Source organism: Flavobacterium sp. 38 (genome assembly GCF_057799715.1).
The window spans coordinates 253471-270013 of record NZ_JBYNWZ010000002.1; the positions used below are offsets into that span (position 1 = coordinate 253471).

General features: G+C 33.4%; 15 protein-coding genes. 4 read left to right on the forward strand and 11 right to left on the reverse strand.

Features of this window, described 5'->3' with window-relative positions; translation table 11 throughout:
- Positions 1–2: 2 nt before the first annotated feature.
- The 6 genes from AC3E9W_RS06350 to AC3E9W_RS06375 all read right to left on the reverse strand — a co-directional run bounded on the left by AC3E9W_RS06350 (position 3) and on the right by AC3E9W_RS06375 (position 3695).
- A complete protein-coding gene (locus tag AC3E9W_RS06350) occupies positions 3–398 on the reverse strand; it encodes a tellurite resistance TerB family protein (RefSeq protein ID WP_456895980.1) in 396 nt (131 codons plus the stop codon).
- Positions 399–412: 14 nt separating this feature from the next.
- Positions 413–694: a membrane protein insertion efficiency factor YidD gene (yidD, locus tag AC3E9W_RS06355; protein ID WP_488767574.1), complete on the reverse strand. Its 282-nt coding sequence runs from the start codon at positions 692–694 to the stop codon at positions 413–415.
- A 1-nt stretch (position 695) separates the two neighbouring features.
- Entirely contained in the window at positions 696–926 is a 231-nt protein-coding gene (locus AC3E9W_RS06360) for a hypothetical protein (protein WP_488767575.1), read from the reverse strand.
- Between the two features lie 150 nt (positions 927–1076).
- Positions 1077–1745, reverse strand: coding sequence for a response regulator transcription factor (locus tag AC3E9W_RS06365; protein WP_488767576.1), 669 nt, complete (start codon positions 1743–1745; stop codon positions 1077–1079).
- A gap of 6 nt (positions 1746–1751) precedes the next feature.
- The gene (locus tag AC3E9W_RS06370) at positions 1752–3362 is read right to left on the reverse strand and encodes a tetratricopeptide repeat-containing sensor histidine kinase (RefSeq protein WP_488767578.1); all 1611 of its coding nucleotides are present in this window, start codon (positions 3360–3362) and stop codon (positions 1752–1754) included.
- A gap of 144 nt (positions 3363–3506) precedes the next feature.
- A complete protein-coding gene (locus tag AC3E9W_RS06375) occupies positions 3507–3695 on the reverse strand; it encodes a hypothetical protein (protein ID WP_488767579.1) in 189 nt (62 codons plus the stop codon).
- Between the two features lie 355 nt (positions 3696–4050).
- Between AC3E9W_RS06375 and AC3E9W_RS06380 the strand changes: the two genes are divergently transcribed.
- Positions 4051–5016 (forward strand): hypothetical protein, encoded by a 966-nt coding sequence (locus AC3E9W_RS06380; RefSeq protein WP_488767581.1) that lies wholly within the window; start codon positions 4051–4053, stop codon positions 5014–5016.
- A gap of 112 nt (positions 5017–5128) precedes the next feature.
- A complete protein-coding gene (locus tag AC3E9W_RS06385) occupies positions 5129–5545 on the forward strand; it encodes a lipocalin family protein (protein ID WP_488767582.1) in 417 nt (138 codons plus the stop codon).
- Positions 5546–5642: 97 nt separating this feature from the next.
- Here the strand turns inward: AC3E9W_RS06385 and AC3E9W_RS06390 are convergent, their stop codons facing one another.
- Together AC3E9W_RS06390 and AC3E9W_RS06395 are read right to left on the reverse strand one after the other, a co-directional pair.
- Positions 5643–9662, reverse strand: a complete 4020-nt coding sequence (locus AC3E9W_RS06390; RefSeq protein WP_488767584.1) for a PAS domain S-box protein — start codon at positions 9660–9662, stop codon at positions 5643–5645.
- A gap of 12 nt (positions 9663–9674) precedes the next feature.
- Positions 9675–10121 (reverse strand): response regulator, encoded by a 447-nt coding sequence (locus tag AC3E9W_RS06395; protein ID WP_306155983.1) that lies wholly within the window; start codon positions 10119–10121, stop codon positions 9675–9677.
- 498 nt (positions 10122–10619) lie between these two features.
- Between AC3E9W_RS06395 and AC3E9W_RS06400 the strand changes: the two genes are divergently transcribed.
- Positions 10620–12065, forward strand: coding sequence for a glycosyltransferase family 2 protein (locus tag AC3E9W_RS06400; RefSeq protein WP_488767585.1), 1446 nt, complete (start codon positions 10620–10622; stop codon positions 12063–12065).
- Between the two features lie 113 nt (positions 12066–12178).
- Here the strand turns inward: AC3E9W_RS06400 and AC3E9W_RS06405 are convergent, their stop codons facing one another.
- Positions 12179–12883: an AAA family ATPase gene (locus tag AC3E9W_RS06405; RefSeq protein ID WP_488767587.1), complete on the reverse strand. Its 705-nt coding sequence runs from the start codon at positions 12881–12883 to the stop codon at positions 12179–12181.
- A gap of 359 nt (positions 12884–13242) precedes the next feature.
- On the reverse strand, positions 13243–13974 hold the full coding sequence (locus tag AC3E9W_RS06410) for a YggS family pyridoxal phosphate-dependent enzyme (RefSeq protein WP_488767589.1): 732 nt from the start codon (positions 13972–13974) through the stop codon (positions 13243–13245).
- 364 nt (positions 13975–14338) lie between these two features.
- Here AC3E9W_RS06410 and AC3E9W_RS06415 point away from each other — a divergent pair, with 364 nt between their 5' ends.
- Positions 14339–14599: a DUF2024 family protein gene (locus AC3E9W_RS06415; RefSeq protein ID WP_488767591.1), complete on the forward strand. Its 261-nt coding sequence runs from the start codon at positions 14339–14341 to the stop codon at positions 14597–14599.
- A 264-nt stretch (positions 14600–14863) separates the two neighbouring features.
- Here the strand turns inward: AC3E9W_RS06415 and pdxR are convergent, their stop codons facing one another.
- Complete coding sequence (gene pdxR, locus AC3E9W_RS06420; protein WP_488767593.1) at positions 14864–16273, reverse strand: MocR-like pyridoxine biosynthesis transcription factor PdxR; 1410 nt, start codon at positions 16271–16273, stop codon at positions 14864–14866.
- Positions 16274–16543 lie beyond the last annotated feature (270 nt).

The following is a 16543-nucleotide window of genomic DNA, read 5'->3' on the forward strand; positions in this document are numbered from 1 at the left end:
ACTTATGAGTTTAGTTGACTAATAATTTCTTCTTTTCCGATATTTTTTTGCACACAACCGATGAGGTAATCAGATAAGTCATTGATATTTTCTTCTACGAAATCAAATTTCCTGCAATACTTTCTCAGCATATTTAATTCGTCGTCAGTAATTTTTCCATCAGCCCAAATAATGCGAGTTAGGTCATAGAGATATTCAATTTTTGTGTTTAAAGTTTCAGGAACAATAAAATCTGTATTGACAGGGTTTAGAAAAAGTTTATCAAGTTCTTCTTTTGGAATTCCTCTTTCGTCTGCAAAATGATAAAGCATTTGAAGTTCTAATACATCAAATTGATCATCAGATAATGCCATTTGGTATAATCTTAAAAAATGGCTTTTTAGTTCTAGTGTTATCATGAATAATTTTTTGTTTAGTTGATTAGTCTATCAGCGATTTCCTCTCTGTCAATTATGAGTTGGGACGGAAGAATCATTTGAATTTTGTTGTCTATTGGATTTTGAAAAATTGAAAAATTTCCTCTGCAGTTTTCATATCTAAATTGAAAAGCTTTTAATCCTTTTATAAAACCTTCTTTTTGAGTTGTTTCAAAAACATAGTTTGAACAAGATTTTTTAAAAATGCATTTTCTTCTTTTAGATTGAGGAATTAAAATCCAATACAATCGAATGATTAATAAGATAAAAAATTTCATCCTATTTTTCGAAAATGATTAAGTGAGTAAAAAGTGTTTGAGCTGGTCTTGCTCCAAATCCAAAACAACCCAATTCTGCATTAACAAAAGTGGTTATGTTTTCTACTCGAATATATTTCCAGCCTTTTTCAGTATGATACTGTATTGCACTTTCTAATTGTTCAGCGATTTGTGTAGATGTGTTTTTCTTAAGGTCAATTGAAGCGGCAAAAGGTACTACTTTGTGTTCCATGATTTTTTTGTTTTTAGTTAATACTGATTAATAACCCAAAAGTAAAACCAATCAAAACCAGTATTTTACGGAAATCCATAATCCGTAAAATTTAGATTTTAGAAATAAAAAAAGCCCCAAGAAGGAGCTTTAAAATGGAGTAAATAGGAATTAAATTATTCCCATATCTTTTGTAATCGAAACCAAATGAACCGTATTGTTTGCTTTGAAAAAGTCTTTTAGTTTGGCTAATCTTTTTTCCATGGCACTTTTGCTATTTGGTTTGATATCACTGGTTTTAAAAATTTCTATAATTTCATCTTGCGAAGTTCCGTCAGATAAATATTTTAGGATTTTAATATCGACATCATCAATTTCGTAGTTGCCTTTTTCCTGAAGAGCAGAAGCTACTTCGGGGGAAATAAATTTTTGTTCTGAAGTCGAAATTATTGAAATCGCTTTTTTGAGTTCATCTATACTGTTTCTACCTTTTAGCACAAAAGCGTTAATTTCAGAATCTTCAAAAAGTGATTTTATACGAGCATTCTTATCTTCAATAGAGTAAGCGATGATTTTAATATCGGGTTGAAGTTCACGCACTTTTTGAATCAGTTCGTCGCCACTTCCGATTTTCACCTCTCGATGGTCTTTTTTAAAAGAAAGATCACTTATCAATAAATCGTATGGTTCATTATCTTGAATGGCTTTTCTTATTTTTAGAAAAGCATCGTCACAATATTTTGCGTGCTGAAAATTGACAATGTTGAGGTCACTCAAAGTTTGTTTTACGGCTAAATTGAATTCTTCAAAATCTTCGGCAATAATTACTTTTTTAAACATAGGCTCTTATTTTGGCATTGTTATTTTTACTTTAAAACCTTTATTGGGTTCAGTGTCAAAAGTAATAGTTCCTTTATTAGACAAAATACGGTTTTCCATATTTTGTAAACCATTTTTTATAATTTTAGCTATTTCGCAGCCTTTACCGTTATCCGAATAATTTATAATTAAAGTATTTGAAGCGTTTTCAAACTTTAAAGCAACAATAGAAGCGTCACTGTGTTTTTTCATGTTGACCATTAACTCATGCAAAACTCTCTGAATGGCAACTTTTTTTAAATGCTCTACCGAATCCCAGTTTATTTTTTCAGCACCATTAATAATAACGTTTGTTTGAGGGCTATTGTAAGTTGAAAGCATTTCTTTTAAATTATTCGAATAATTTGGACCAGTATCGATATCATTATTTTCTCTAGAAATTCCACGAACTCTCGAATAAATATCATCGAGTTTTTGCAGCAAGTTTTCTTTGTTATTTTCGTTGGTTAAAGATTGGGTTTGCGTATAAGTAATGGCATGAAAAACATCATTTGCCAATCCGTCGTGAATATCTTTTGAAATTCGTGTTTCGGTATCGTATGCTGTTTTTATTTTTTCTTCTCGATTTCTATTATCTAAGTGCTTTTTTAGATACGCCATAGAAAAAAGTGCAATAATGAATGCTGAAATCAATATAATCTTTTGTTTTTCTGCATTTTGAAGAGCTATTGTATTCTCTGCTTTCTCTAGTTTAAGTTTCTCATTTTCGTCTTTTTCTTTTTTAGAATCGTATTTTATTTTAGCAAATTTGTTTTTAAAATTGTTTCTGACTTTGATTATGCTATCATTCAGAGAAATATACATTTTGCCATATTTTATATGAGATCCATTTGAGATAAGAAAAGCCAATGCTCTCAAGCGTTCATCAATACTATTAAAATTAGTTGCTATATCATAAGCCTTTTTAGCATACTCATTTGATTTTTTTGTATCAGTTTTTGAATAATATTCTGATAAATGCAGATAACTTTCAATGCTTCCGTAAAAATCTTCATTCTTGGTTCTTAAGTTTAAGCTTTCATCCATAAGAATTAGGCCTTTATCTAATTTTCCTATTTTGAAATAAGCAAATCCAAGATTATCCAGAATTCTCGATTTAGTTTTAGAAGATAACATGCTGTCCATATCTTTTTTATTTAAGATAGATTGCAAGATTCGAATTGCTTTATCGTATTTTTTTTGCTGAATATAAACGACAGCAATATTATTTAAAGGCGATTGTTTTGAAATAGAATCTGTGCAATCTTTTATGGCCTCATTATAATAGAATATCGCATCTTCATATATTGCAAGTTCTTTATCGGCAATACCAAAAAAATTATTTATCGAAGCGCTATAGACATCTTTCCTCTTAATATATGGCAAAGTTTCGGTAAGAGTTTCTTTGCTGCCATAATAGTCTCCATTTATCTGCTGGATAGAAGCCATCTGAATAAGATTGTAAACAATATTAGCGCTGTCTTTTATCTTTTCGAAGTCAATTTTAGATTTATTAAAAGAATAAAAAGCACTATTAAAATTTTTATCTTCAAGTTGAGCTATTCCTTTTTCTCTTAGCGCGAGGGCTTTTTCATGCATATTTTTACTGTCAACAGGAGTATATGTCTTTTCTGTGCAAGAAAAAACCGATAGAGCAACGAGAAGAAATAAAAACGGGGATCGTATCATAAATAATACTTTCCCCGAAATTAAGAATAAAATATAAATGAGCTATTTTATAGACTATTTTTTTGGTGGAGGAACTACAATTGGATCATCACCAGGGCCATCCGGTTCGCTTGCCTGCGGATTTGAAATGGTATCTTTTACAATTTCTGCTTTTGATTCTGTTTTTTCAAATTCATCAGCAGTACAAGAAAATAATGTAGTTGACAATAGCGCGCACGCTCCCAATAGATATAGTGTTTTCATTTTGTTTAAGATTAAAAATTAGACAAGAGCATTTGCTGTCCAGAACTTTTCCAGATCTTTTTTAGTGACGGCAATACCAAATTTTGGTTGGGAAGTGAAGTGCGTAGAACTATAAAGCTTTATTTATACTTCCCGGATAAACTCCGTTTTACGGTTTTCCGCACTTGGTACATAAACTAGTTTTGTACTTTTGTTTTTAATCTGCAGATCAAAGCGATAACTAATTTTGTTGAGGCAAAGTAACAACCGTTTTGAGCCTGTGTTGATACGGAATTCCGGGATTTCCTAATTCTCTGGAGATGTCCAATAAAAACTTGAAAAAACAGTAATAAATCCTGAAAAATCCTGAGGGCCTATGAGAAAAATTACTCAAGATGATATTGAAAATGAATATAAAGAAGCGATTCGAGAGAAATATATGGTTGAAAAAAATAATGGAAAGTATTCACATTATTTGGCTAACCCTTCACAAGCACTTTTGCGAGATTTATGTTGGGAAATTTTCAACTCACAACCTAAAGTTGATGATTTAGCAGTTTATCGTGCTTTTTTTAAAGCTGAATTTATTCCAAAAGAAGAAGATACTTCACAGCAATACACAGATAAATTTAAAAAGGTTGGAGCATTTTTTAAAGCAGAGAGAGGAACGGCAAAAATTAGCACTGTAGAGTTAGCTGCAATATTGGTAGATTTTGAACCTAGACCTTTTAGGAAATTTGTTAAAAAAGGATTTGAATCAGATGTTAATAAAAAAGATTGTGTTTCTATTCCCAATGAGGTCGAAAGTATAAATGAAGCAAATTTTCATATTGCAGATAAAGATTTTGAAAATAAGCCTGAAGGGATTAAAGCTGAAGATTTATTAGTAGTAGCAAAACCAATAAATCTATTTGTAAATGCAAAGGAGAAATTTTTGAATAGATTTAAAGACAAACTAAAAAAAACAGCGATTGTAGTAACTCTAATTTTTGCTTTAATAACCGCTGTAGTTTATTTTGCTTTTTTCAAAAAACACTGTATGCAATGGACAGGCGAGCATTATGAAGTTGTAGATTGTACTTCTAATATTGGAAACAATAATTTGAATGAAGTAATTCCATTAGATAAAAATCTTTTAAATTTTAAAAGAATAAATGCTTGTGATACAACAAAATGTTTTCTGACTAATGGAGAAGCTATTGTTTGGTATGGCAAAACAGCTCATGGAATTGATTTCTTTAATGAGAATGGAAATGGCTGGCATCCAGAGAATAAAAAAGCACTTCGACCAATGACTGATTATATGTTTAGAAAATACTTAAAAGGCAAAGCTTGTGAGTAATTTACTTTAAAATGCGATTTATGTAAGATATTCCTAAAATCATGAAATTTTTTGTAAGTATATACATTTAATTTAGCAGTATTGAATTAAATTAATAAAAAACAAACAAATCATGAGAAATAAAAGTTTATTATTCGTATTAGCCTTAAGCGCGGGAATGTTCGTTACCTCTTGTAGTAGCGACGATAATGAAGGAGAAACAATTGTACCAATCCAAGGGAAATATAACCTAAGTCAAACTGGAACAATTGTTAATGGACAAGAAGTATTAGTAGATGCGATTCAAAATGCACCAGGATGTAATAGAGATTACCTTGATTTAAGATTAAGTAATGCTGCAGTTATTGGAGATTATGACGGAAGTAACTGTGCATTAACAGAAACTACAGGTACTTATGTGAGATCTCACAATGATTTAACTCTTACTGTTGGAAATATTAGCTCAACTAGTGATATCATGAATCTTACTAACAAAGAACTAAAACTTAAAGACAAAACAACTGGTATTATCACTGTTTATACTAGATAAAAAATTGTTTTGAGATAATTTCAATTCGTTTGAAATGGAAAAACGGAAACTCCAATTAAGTAGTTTCCGTTTTTTTTTTGTTTTTTATTTAATTGATTTATTTTACAGGAATATAAATATCAAAAGAAGCACCTTCGTTCTGAAGGCCAGAAGCAGTAATGATTCCGTTATGGTTTTCTACAATTTTCTTGACAATGGCAAGTCCGATTCCAGTGCCATTATAGCGGTCTCTGCCGTGAAGGCGCTGAAAAACTTCGAATATTTTTTTGTTGTACTGTGCTTCAAAACCAATTCCGTTATCAGAAACTTTAACGTGGCAGTATTTTTTAGCAGGAATCAGTTTTTCTTCTGCTAAATCTTTGCCCAACGCAATTTCGCTTGTAATCGTAATGACTATTGGAATTTCAGGATTTGAGAATTTTAACGAATTGCTAATCAAATTATAAAGCAATTGCTTGAACTGAAACGGAATAATATCCACTTCAGAATTTTTTTCGATTTTAATTATAGCACTTTTTTGTTCCAGTTCTTCGGTTAAATCTTCTTTTACCTCGCCAATAATCTGGGCTAGATCTGTTTTTATAAAAATGCGTTCCTGAATGTTTGTTCTCGAATAAGCCAATAAATCGTTTATTAAAGTCTGCATTCTTTGAGCGGCATTCTGCATTCGTTTAAATTTATCCATCCCATTTTCAGATAAATTTTCAGATTCTTTTTCGATAATCTGAGAAGCAAAAGTCTGTATTTTTCGAAGTGGTTCCTGTAAATCATGACTCGAAATATATGCAAATGACTGAAGTTCTTTGTTCATTTCTTCCAGTTCATTATTTTTCTGCTCTAGTTCGAGTGCATTCATTTTGAGTTTATCGTCGGCTTTTTTTCTTTCCGTTAAGTCATGTGTAACTTTAGAAAAACCAATTACTTCTCCTTTTTTATTATGAACAGCCGTAATAACCACACTTGCCCAGAATAAAATTCCGTCTTTGCGCGCACGCCAGCCTTCGTGAATTACTTTTCCTTTTTCTCTTGCCAGCTGCAAAAGTTTCTCTGGCAGTTTGGCTTTTTGATCTTCTTCGGTATAAAAAATGGCAAAATATTTTCCGATAATTTCTTCTGCTTTATAACCTTTAATCTTCTCGGCTCCAACATTCCAATTCTCTACAATTCCATTTGGATTTAGATATAGAATGGAATATTCTTGAACTTCTTCGACCATTAAATGATAGCGTTCTTCACTTTTTCGAAGCGATTCGTTTATCTGGATTAGTTCTCTTGTTCTGGCTGTAACCTGTTGTTCAAGTTCATGAGTAAAGGCTTTTTCGGTATGAATATCGGTAAAAGCGCCAACCCACTTTATAATTTTGTTGTTAAGCCCAAAAACGGGTTCGCCAATAACGGTGTGCCATCTGTAAGTGCCATCTTTTCTGCGCATTCTTACATCGCAGCGGTACATTTCTCCCGTTTTAAGAGCATGCTGCCAGATTTTTACATTTTCGTCAAAATCGTCTGGATGAATCATTTTTTGCCAAGAATCTTCTATTCCAGGCTCAATTCCGGTATATTCGAGCCATTTTCCAGAGGTAAAAAGCGCTTTTCCTTCAGCATCAGTTTCCCAAATTAATTGCGGAATACTTTCGGTAAGCGAGCGGAATCTTTTCTCGCTTTCTTCGATTTTTTTTCTGGCTTCGACTTTTTCGGTCACATCAATCAATGTCATTCGAATTCCAGAGATCGAATTATCGCTTTCGCGGAGCGGTGCAAATTCAAAATCAACATAAAACTGACTGCCCGTCTTTTCATTAGCAATAAAAAGCAGGGATTCAGATTCTGCATATACCTTTCCAGATTCGTACACTGTTTGTAGTAATTCAGCATATTTTTGTTTGCTGAGTTCTGGAAATATGTCTAATAGTTTTTTTCCTTGAACTTCGGATTCTTCTTTCTTCCAAATATTATTCAAAAGCACAAAATTGGCCATTTCGACCACAAAATCGGTTCCGCGTAAAATGGCTTTTGGAACAGGCGACTGCATGATAAGATTTCGCAGTTTCCTTTCGCTATCTTCTATTTTCTGCTGATATTTTTTCTCTTCAGTTATATCTCTAATCGTTCCAATAAGCTTTTGAGGCTCATTATTTTCATCATAAAAAAGCTTGCCTTTTCCTTCAACCCAATGTACAGATTTGTCCAACCAGATAACTCTAGCTTCATAATTTAGAAAGCCTTTTTCTAGAGCATCTTTAAAAGCTCTATTTCGAATAGGCATATCATCAGGATGCAGATGTGCTAAAAGCTGATCGTGTGTGAGCTGAAGATCTTCTTTGTAACCGCCCACAATCTCAAGATATCTTTGCGAATAGATTGGTTCCCGTGTTTTTACATTGAGTTCCCAAGTTCCCAATTCACTGGCTTCAACCACTATTTTAAGACGATCTTCATTCAATTCGATTTTCTTGCGGGCTTCTACTTTTTCACTTACTTCGGTAACGGTTACTAAAATGCCCGAAATAGTCCCGTTTTCTTCTTTTAAGGGATGATATAGAAAATCGAAATACGAAGTTTCTATTTTTCCGTATCGGTTTAAAGGAACAGGAACTTCACTTCCGTGAAAGGGAATGCCAGTATTTAAAACTCCGTCTAATAATGCGCTTACAGTTCCTTCAACTTCAGGAAGCGAATCATACAAAGGTCTTCCAACAAAAGTCTTTTCTTCTCGATCGACAAGTTTTAGATAAGCTTCGTTGGCCATTTCTACCACATATTCCGGCCCACGGAGAATCGTAATTCCTACAGGAGCTTGCCTTACCGTATCTCGAAATCGCTTGTCGCTTTCTTCAATTTTTTGTTTGGCTAAAGATAAGTCGGTAATATCTACAGCAGTGTTCATTACGCCGTAAATTTTGCCGTTGAGGTCGTATAAAGGCGTAAAACTGTAATTGAAATAAGAAGTTTTTAAAACATTGTCTACTACAAGATCAATCCTTGTATTTTTAGAATGAAAAGATTGTCCTGTTTCATATACCGTCTCGACCTGTTTAAAAATAGGTTCGTCCTTTAGTTCCGGAAGAATTTCGGTGTATGTTTTTCCGATTACGTCTGGGCCTTTTCCCCAAACTTTAATTATGGAATCATTTGCTAGTTCAATACGCATTTCCTTCCCAACATAAACCGCAATTGGGAAAGGAGCATTTTCAACCAGCTGTCTTATTTTTTGTTCGCTTTCTTCTACTTTTGAGCGTGCCAAAACCTGAGCGGTAACTTCTGTAGCAATTGCCGCAACGCCAGAAATAGTGCCGTCCTTTTCTCTCAGCGCTTCGTAAACAAAATTGATATAAGTATTTTCGGTTTGTCCGTTTCGGCTTAATTGGACAAATAATTCGTCTGTAGTAATCTTTTTTCCGTCTCTAAAAACGTTTTGAAGAATTTCGCTAAAACCTTGTTTTTTCAATTCTGGCAGAACTTCAAAAATAGGTTTATTAATTACATTTTCAGCTTTTGTTCCCCAGAGCTCCAGCATTTGTTCGTTGGCGATTTCAACAAGATGGTTTTCGCCTCTAAAAATGCACATTGCCACAGGCGCCTGCATAATGTTATTAATAAATCTTGCATTACTTTCCTGCAAAGCATCTGCAACAATTCTTTTCTCTGTATTTTCGATAACAGTCACCAGAATTCCGCCAACAGAACCATCTTCTATTTTTATAGGACTGTACGAAAAATCAAAAAAACAATCTTCTGTATAGCCATTTCGATGAAGTGAAACTTTAAAATCAGGAAAACTTACCGCATTTCCTTTCATGACATCTGCAAACATAGGACCTATAGTATCCCAGATTTCTGCAAATGTTTCCCTTGAACTTATCCCCAAGGCATGAGGATGTTTGGAAGCGCCAAGAATGGGGCGAAAAGCATCATTATACAGCTGCGTATAATTTTCTCCCCAAGCAATGTACATTCCAAACGGATTGCCAAGCATCATTGCCGTCATGGTTTTTAAACTCTGAGGCCAATTTTCAGGATCGCCCAAAGTAGTTTTGCTCCAATCTGCAGAACGAATTAAATTCCCCATTTCTCCTTCTTGGGAAAGAAAATAATGTTCCTTTTTTTTGCGGTTCATTTCCAAAGAAGATTAAGGTTGCAGAATGAAATTGGCTCTTTCGGGCTGTTTGAAATTATTTTCGGATGCAATGGTGAGCGCTTTTTCTATAACAGTTTTGAGTTTAGCAAATTCACCTGGTTTTCTAATATAAAAAGAAGCACCTTTTTGATATAATTTGTTCACTATTTCGCCATCTAACGAAGTAGAAAAAATAATAATAGGCAAGTTTTTTAAGTTTTCGTCAGCTTTTATTTCGGCCAGACATTCCAAGCCATTTTTTAGAGGCATATTTAAATCCAAAAAAAGAACATCTGGAAGATTTGAAATAGTATTTTTTAAATGATTCATCAGCTGCACTCCGTCGTGTACCATTGACAAAGTTGTGCCGACAGTTATCTCATCGAGAGCTTCTTTAAAGAAAAGGCAGTCATCTTCGTCGTCATCAGCCAATAAAAGATAATAATGCTCTTTAGTCATTTTGTATTCTCCTTAAGTTTAGGGTTAAGTTTGTTTCGATAAATTTAACTTTTTTTCGCTAAAACTTCTAGCTTTTTTGTGAAGAATGTTTTTTAAAAGATAAAAAAAAATACAAAATAAAGCTGCTTTCTTTTTTTGATGCAATTTTATTATAAAAATAGCGTTTTCATTAGTTCTTATAATTTTTTATAAAACTTGCTTTTCGAGATTCAGAATTTCTTTTTCAAGCGAAAGAAAAAATACGCCAAACCCTTCTGAAATCTGACTTCTTCGATTCCAAATTCTCCGATTTTTGTGTATACCGTATCCAGAAAGTGTAAAATAATTACACACTCTTTTTGGTCTTGATTTTCTTAAATGGCTCTATACCAGTTTAAAATCGTATTGGCATGCCGCTTGCAAATTGTGTTTATGTCAAATCTTTTATGTGTCCGTTTTTTGAAAGGAAAAAGATTTTACTAAAAGCCAAATTAAGGAAATTAAAAAAGGAGTATAAGCATGGAAAGCGAAACAATTATCTCAGAACAATTTTATGCGAACGGCAGTTCAGCAATCAGCAAAAAAACATTAAACGGTTCTTTTTTTAGAACCAATGAAAAAGTACAAAAAATACACGTAAAAAGACCAAACAGTCTATTAGGCTCTACTGTCTTAATCGGAACATTTATATTGATGTTGGTAGGAACTTATTTTACGATTCAATTGCAAGATGATTTCGAACAATTTCAAATGGAAAGAATCGAATCTACATTAGGATTTCCATTTTTGATTATTGCTACTATTTTATTCTTTTATCAAGCAGGAGTTTTTCTTTACAGTTCTTTCTTGTATTTAAGATATAAAGCAATTCCATCTGTTTCAGACGATTTGTTGCCAACTTGTACGATCATTGTACCAGCTTACAATGAAGGAAAACTAGTTTGGGACACTTTATTAAGTCTTGCAGACAGCGATTATCCAGCTGAAAAATTACAGCTTTTGGCAATCGACGATGGAAGTAAAGATGATACTTGGTACTGGATGCAAGAAGCAAAAGCAAAATTGGGAGATAGAGTAACGATCTTTCAACAGCCTAAAAATGCCGGAAAACGTCACGCTTTATACAGAGGATTTAAATTGGGTACAGGAGAAATCTTTGTAACGGTAGATAGTGATTCTATTGTGAAAAAAGATACTTTAAGAAACTTGGTAAGTCCGTTTGTGGTAAACAAAAAATGTGGTGCCGTTGCAGGAAACGTTCAGGTTCTAAATAACAAAACCGCTATTTTGCCAAAAATGTTGAATGTAAGTTTTGTAATGAGTTTTGAATTTCAGCGTTCTGCAGAAAGCGAGTTAGGATCTGTTTTATGTACTCCTGGCGCACTTGCAGCGTACAGAAGAGATGCAGTTTTTAACTGTCTTCCAGAATGGATCAACCAGACTTTTATGGGACAGCCATCAGATATTGGAGAAGACCGTGCGATGACTAATATGATCTTGAAACAAGGATTGGAAGTGAAATTTCAAAGAAATGCAGTGGTTTTAACCAATGTTCCTGAAGAATACAAAGGTCTGTACAAAATGTTTATCAGATGGGCGAGAAGTAATGTTCGTGAAAATCTGGCAATGGGAAAATTTGTGTTCACCAACTTTAGAAAAGAATCAAAATTTGGAGCAAGAATGCTGTTTTTAAATCAGTTTTTTAGAATTGCAATGACGTATCCATTTTTAATATTCATGATCTATTTTATTGCAGTTCACCCGATATTATTCTTGACTTCTACCTTTTTTGGAATTCTTATTATGTCAACATTCTCAATGCTATTTTATGCAAAAAGATATAAATCGACAGAATCTTTCTGGGCGTACACTTATAGTTTTTTCTATACTTTCAGTTTATTCTGGATTGCGCCTTATGCTCTAGTAACAGCCAACAAAAGAGGATGGCTAACAAGAGGATTATAATTTAGTACACTATTCATTCTATATAAAAACTCCGCCAAATGAAAACCCGCTGTATTGTACAGCGGGTTTTCTGTTTTACCAATGATATATTCCTACGGAATATTTTTATGGGTTTATTTAGATTCTAAAGTTGCAATAATCTGCCTTTTCATTGTAGTATTTATATAGTCTAAGGCTTCGGCATACGAAATCGAATATTTTCTTTCTATGTTTTGAAAATGTTCAGGAAAGGTGCTTAAAATTTTATCGTAATAAATATCCAGCTGTTCTTTTGAAGGCATGTCATATTTCAAACGAAGCTGAAATCTTCGCAATAAAGCGCTATCTATTATTTCGTAATGATTCGTTGCGCAGATCAATAAGCTGTCAGAAGGAAAATAATCAAAAAGCTGAATGATAGTGTTAACCAAACGTCTCATTTCGCCCACATCTTTGTCGTCGCTGTCACGGCTTTTTCCGATTTGATCAAATTCATCCAAAAATAAAACGGCTCTTTCAAGAATGGCTTTATCAAAAATCGCTTTCAAATTTTTTGAAGTTTCGCCAATTCTAGAATCGACAACCGTGCTGAGGTTTACAATGATAATTTTTTTGTTTAAAGTATTGGCAATCGCTTTTGCCGTTGTCGTTTTACCGCAGCCAGAACTTCCGTGCAGTAAAATCTTGTTGTCAACCTTCAGATTGTATTTTTTTAATTCGTCAATATATTGATGTTCTTTAATGATTTGAAATAAAGCGGCTTTATTTTCGTCACTAAAAAACAAATCGTCCAGTGCAATTTTTTCATTATCGATTACAGTAAGATCATTCAGGTTCATCTGCTTTTATTTTTTGCAAAAGTAATTTTTTATTTTTTTAATTATTGATGTCAATAGGTGCAACCCCGCTGGGTTGTTGATAGGGGGATTTTGAATTTTCTATAAATATTTAACTCCGCTGGAGTTATTATTCTAGTATGGGATTTTTTTCTATAAATAGGTAATCCCTTCTGGATATTCTTTAGTTGTTTTATTTTTTTTTTCAAAATTTGGATTTGTTGGTTAAATCCGAATTAATTTCCTCATTAATAAATCCCAGAGGGATTACATATTTATAGAAAATTAAAATCACCGTCGTCTACAACTCCAGCGGGGTTGAATATTTATAAAAAAAATCGTCCCAGAATGATAACTCAATTTTATTCCACAATATTCTCATTCCATATTTCTTTCCCTAAAAATCGATTCCCGAATATAGACGTCCCAACTCTAACCATATTAGAACCTTCAGCAATGGCGAGCTCCAAATCCTGAGACATTCCCATAGACAATTTTAAATCTTGTAAACCCTCGATTCCTTCTGCATAAATTTCATCTCGAATTGTTCTTAAAAGCAGTAGAGACGGAATCATTTTTTCTTTTTCAACATCCAAAAGTCCGATTGTCATTAAACCTTTAATATTTAAAGTGTCGTATGTTTTTATTTTTTTAATGAAAGATAAAACCGCTTCTGGAGCTAGACCGAATTTGCTTTCTTCATACGAGGTATTGACTTGCACAAAAACATCCAATTTTCTGTTTTGGTTTTGAAGCTGTTTATGCAATTCATCTGCCAGATTTATTCTGTCCAGAGACTGAATGCAAGAAACATATTTTAAGACATCCTTAACTTTATTAGTTTGAAGATGTCCAATAAAATGGCGTTCCACAGGAAGATTTTTCAAAACATCATTTTTATCCCGCAATTCCTGCATTTTATTTTCGCCCATTAAAGTTTCGCCCGCTTCAATTGCGATTCTTATTTTTTCTGCAGGAACTGTTTTGGTCGCCAATAAAAGCTGAACATCAGCAGGACTTCTTCCTGAAATTTTACAGGCCTCTTCAATACGCTGATGAACCTGATTCAAATTAAAAATAATATCGTTTTCCATATCACAAAATTAAATCTAAACCATAAAATAGTACTGGACCAGTACCGCTCAAAAAATGAAAAAACTGGATGATTCCGCACATTCAAAACCAGCATAAATTTGCAGAGTAAAATGAGACTTCTAAGATGCTAAGTTTCTGTGATATTGATCAGTGTATGTTTTGCATAAATCTTCTAAAACATTTTGCTGTAAAAAATGAGTAAAAATGTTTTCTCGCAGATTTAGCAGATAAAGCAGATTGCTGAGTGTGTAAAGATTTGCGCAGATCTACAAATAAAAAAATCTGCCGAATCTGCAAAATCTGCGAGAGATATCCTTAGCGACTTAGCGCCTTAGCAGCTTAGAACCTTAAAAAAGAAAAAAAATGAAAGTAGCAGTTTGGGATACTTATGTAACCCGTAAAGACGGAAAAATTATGCATTTTGATATTTTGGTTGACGAAAATGTTAATGCAGAACAAGTATATGATTACGGTAAAAAATACTTGAAAAGTGTGGAACAAGAAGGACAGGATTTGTCTTCAAAAGAATGCCGTTTCTGCCACATCGATAAAGCACCGATCGAAGTTGAAAATCAGATTCGGGCAAATGGTTTTTCTATTATTGAAATGGAAAACTGTAATTAAATTTTTAACACATAGAAACATAGGATTTTGAGGATCATAAAAGGCGTTTCACTAACATTAGTGCACATAAGCTTTCTTAAGCTATGTGTTAATGATGTATCATCTTCTTTTTTCTTACACACATTCAAAATAAAAACTATGTTTCTATGTGTTAGAAAATATTTATTAGGTTGGTTTTTGGAACATGCAGAGCATGAAAAAGGCTTCGACTCCGCTCAGCCAGACAATTACAATGTCACTTAGAGTTGGGTCGAAGAGCTTTTATTAAAGCAATTTAGAAAGTGCTTTAATTCCTTCTTCCATTTGTTTTTCTGAAAGAGAAGCATAACCTAAACGGAAACCTTTGATTGTTTCATCAAAACTAAATCTATTCGGATTCATGATTTGAATGCCTTGCGATTTTAGTTTTTCGAAAACATCAAGAACATTGATTGGTTCATTTGGAACAATCCAAAAAGCCAATCCGCCTTCAGGTTTTGAGAACGTGATTTTGTCTTGAAGATACTGGTTTAAAATACTTTCGAAATAGTCTCTTTTGCTTTTATAAACCAAACTGGCTTTTTTAAGATGACGCTTTATTTTGCCTTCATTGATGAGGTTTAAAATCGCTTCTTCCATAATATTATCGCCCTGAACATCGATGATTTTTCGATGATTCCCGATTTTCTGAATAATTTCATGCGAACTGGCTAAATAACCGATACGAAGAGCAGGAGCAACGATTTTACTAAAAGTACCAATATAAATGTAGTTTTTTAAAGCCGAATAACTCGAAATCGGAAGTATTGGTCGCTGCCCAAAATGAAACTCATTATCATAATCATCTTCAATAATCGTAAAATGATATTGGTTCGAAAGTTCGATAAGCTTTAACCTCTTTTTTAAAGATAGCGTTACCGTGGTCGGAAATTGATGATGCGGTGTAACATAAATGGCTTTAATGTTTTTATGCTGCAAGTATTTTTCGACTTGATCAATATCCAGTCCGTCCTGTTCTACGTTGACAGGAAGTAGAGTTGCACCGGCATTTTCAAAAGCTTCCCACGCAGGTTTGTAGCCAGGATTTTCGACTAAGACAAAATCGCCTGCTTTCAAGATGCAATGTGAGGCGAGATACATAGCCATTTGGCTTCCGCGTGTAATGCAGATTTGATCGTGAGAAATACTCATTCCACGTTTAAAATTCAGCATTTGAGTAATCGATTTTCTGAACTCCAAATTTCCCAATTCGCTGCTGTAACCCATAATTTGCCAGCGTGATTTTCGGCTGAACAATTCGCGGTACGCTCTTGCGAGATCATTCATTGGGGCCAAACGGCTGTCCGGAAGCCCATCATCAAAAACCAAGAAACTTTTAGATTCTTCGGTTACCATTTTTTCGTCTTTTTTATTTTCCGAAAAATGATCAATCTGCGGGAGTGACTGCGTTACAAAAGTGCCTTTTCTGTCAATGGTTACGAGCCAGCCTTCGGCGTTTAAAACATCCAAAGCTTCTACAACAGTATTTCGGTTTACCTTGAGTAAATCGGCGAGCTGTCTGCTTCCTGGCAAAGCATTTCCGCTAACCAGTTTTCCAGTTTTTATAGCATCAATTACCGCATCGGCAATTTGCAGGTAAATGGCTTTGTCTGATTTTTTATCTAGCTGAATTTCTAAAGGCCAAGGTCGAAGCATCTGGACTGTTTTTATTTTAGGAATAAATATAATCTGCTAGTCCAAAAATACAAATAAATATAAAAAGGTCACTATCAAATTGGTATTGTTATTTCTAGCGTATAAAATCTGTTGTAGAAATTTCTATGGCAGATTTTTTTATTTAAGAATTTTTGAGTTAAAAAAATAAGTGTTGAAAATTCCCTTTTAGATTTAAAGAAATTGGCTACGTCATTTTTTTGAAATTTAATAAAAATACAATTTTAACTTAACAAGATTTTGGGTTTTGTA

What these genes read in the sequence shown, in the direction of transcription:
- AC3E9W_RS06350 (WP_456895980.1), bottom strand. Translation starts at nt 398, where the DNA reads ATGATAACACTAGAACTAAAAAGCCATTTTTTAAGATTATACCAAATG.
- yidD (WP_488767574.1), bottom strand. Translation starts at nt 694, where the DNA reads ATGAAATTTTTTATCTTATTAATCATTCGATTGTATTGGATTTTAATT.
- AC3E9W_RS06360 (WP_488767575.1), bottom strand. Translation starts at nt 926, where the DNA reads ATGGAACACAAAGTAGTACCTTTTGCCGCTTCAATTGACCTTAAGAAA.
- AC3E9W_RS06365 (WP_488767576.1), bottom strand. Translation starts at nt 1,745, where the DNA reads ATGTTTAAAAAAGTAATTATTGCCGAAGATTTTGAAGAATTCAATTTA.
- AC3E9W_RS06370 (WP_488767578.1), bottom strand. Translation starts at nt 3,362, where the DNA reads ATGCATGAAAAAGCCCTCGCGCTAAGAGAAAAAGGAATAGCTCAACTT.
- AC3E9W_RS06375 (WP_488767579.1), bottom strand. Translation starts at nt 3,695, where the DNA reads ATGAAAACACTATATCTATTGGGAGCGTGCGCGCTATTGTCAACTACA.
- AC3E9W_RS06380 (WP_488767581.1), top strand. Translation starts at nt 4,051, where the DNA reads ATGAGAAAAATTACTCAAGATGATATTGAAAATGAATATAAAGAAGCG.
- AC3E9W_RS06385 (WP_488767582.1), top strand. Translation starts at nt 5,129, where the DNA reads ATGAGAAATAAAAGTTTATTATTCGTATTAGCCTTAAGCGCGGGAATG.
- AC3E9W_RS06390 (WP_488767584.1), bottom strand. Translation starts at nt 9,662, where the DNA reads ATGAACCGCAAAAAAAAGGAACATTATTTTCTTTCCCAAGAAGGAGAA.
- AC3E9W_RS06395 (WP_306155983.1), bottom strand. Translation starts at nt 10,121, where the DNA reads ATGACTAAAGAGCATTATTATCTTTTATTGGCTGATGACGACGAAGAT.
- AC3E9W_RS06400 (WP_488767585.1), top strand. Translation starts at nt 10,620, where the DNA reads ATGGAAAGCGAAACAATTATCTCAGAACAATTTTATGCGAACGGCAGT.
- AC3E9W_RS06405 (WP_488767587.1), bottom strand. Translation starts at nt 12,883, where the DNA reads ATGAACCTGAATGATCTTACTGTAATCGATAATGAAAAAATTGCACTG.
- AC3E9W_RS06410 (WP_488767589.1), bottom strand. Translation starts at nt 13,974, where the DNA reads ATGGAAAACGATATTATTTTTAATTTGAATCAGGTTCATCAGCGTATT.
- AC3E9W_RS06415 (WP_488767591.1), top strand. Translation starts at nt 14,339, where the DNA reads ATGAAAGTAGCAGTTTGGGATACTTATGTAACCCGTAAAGACGGAAAA.
- pdxR (WP_488767593.1), bottom strand. Translation starts at nt 16,273, where the DNA reads ATGCTTCGACCTTGGCCTTTAGAAATTCAGCTAGATAAAAAATCAGAC.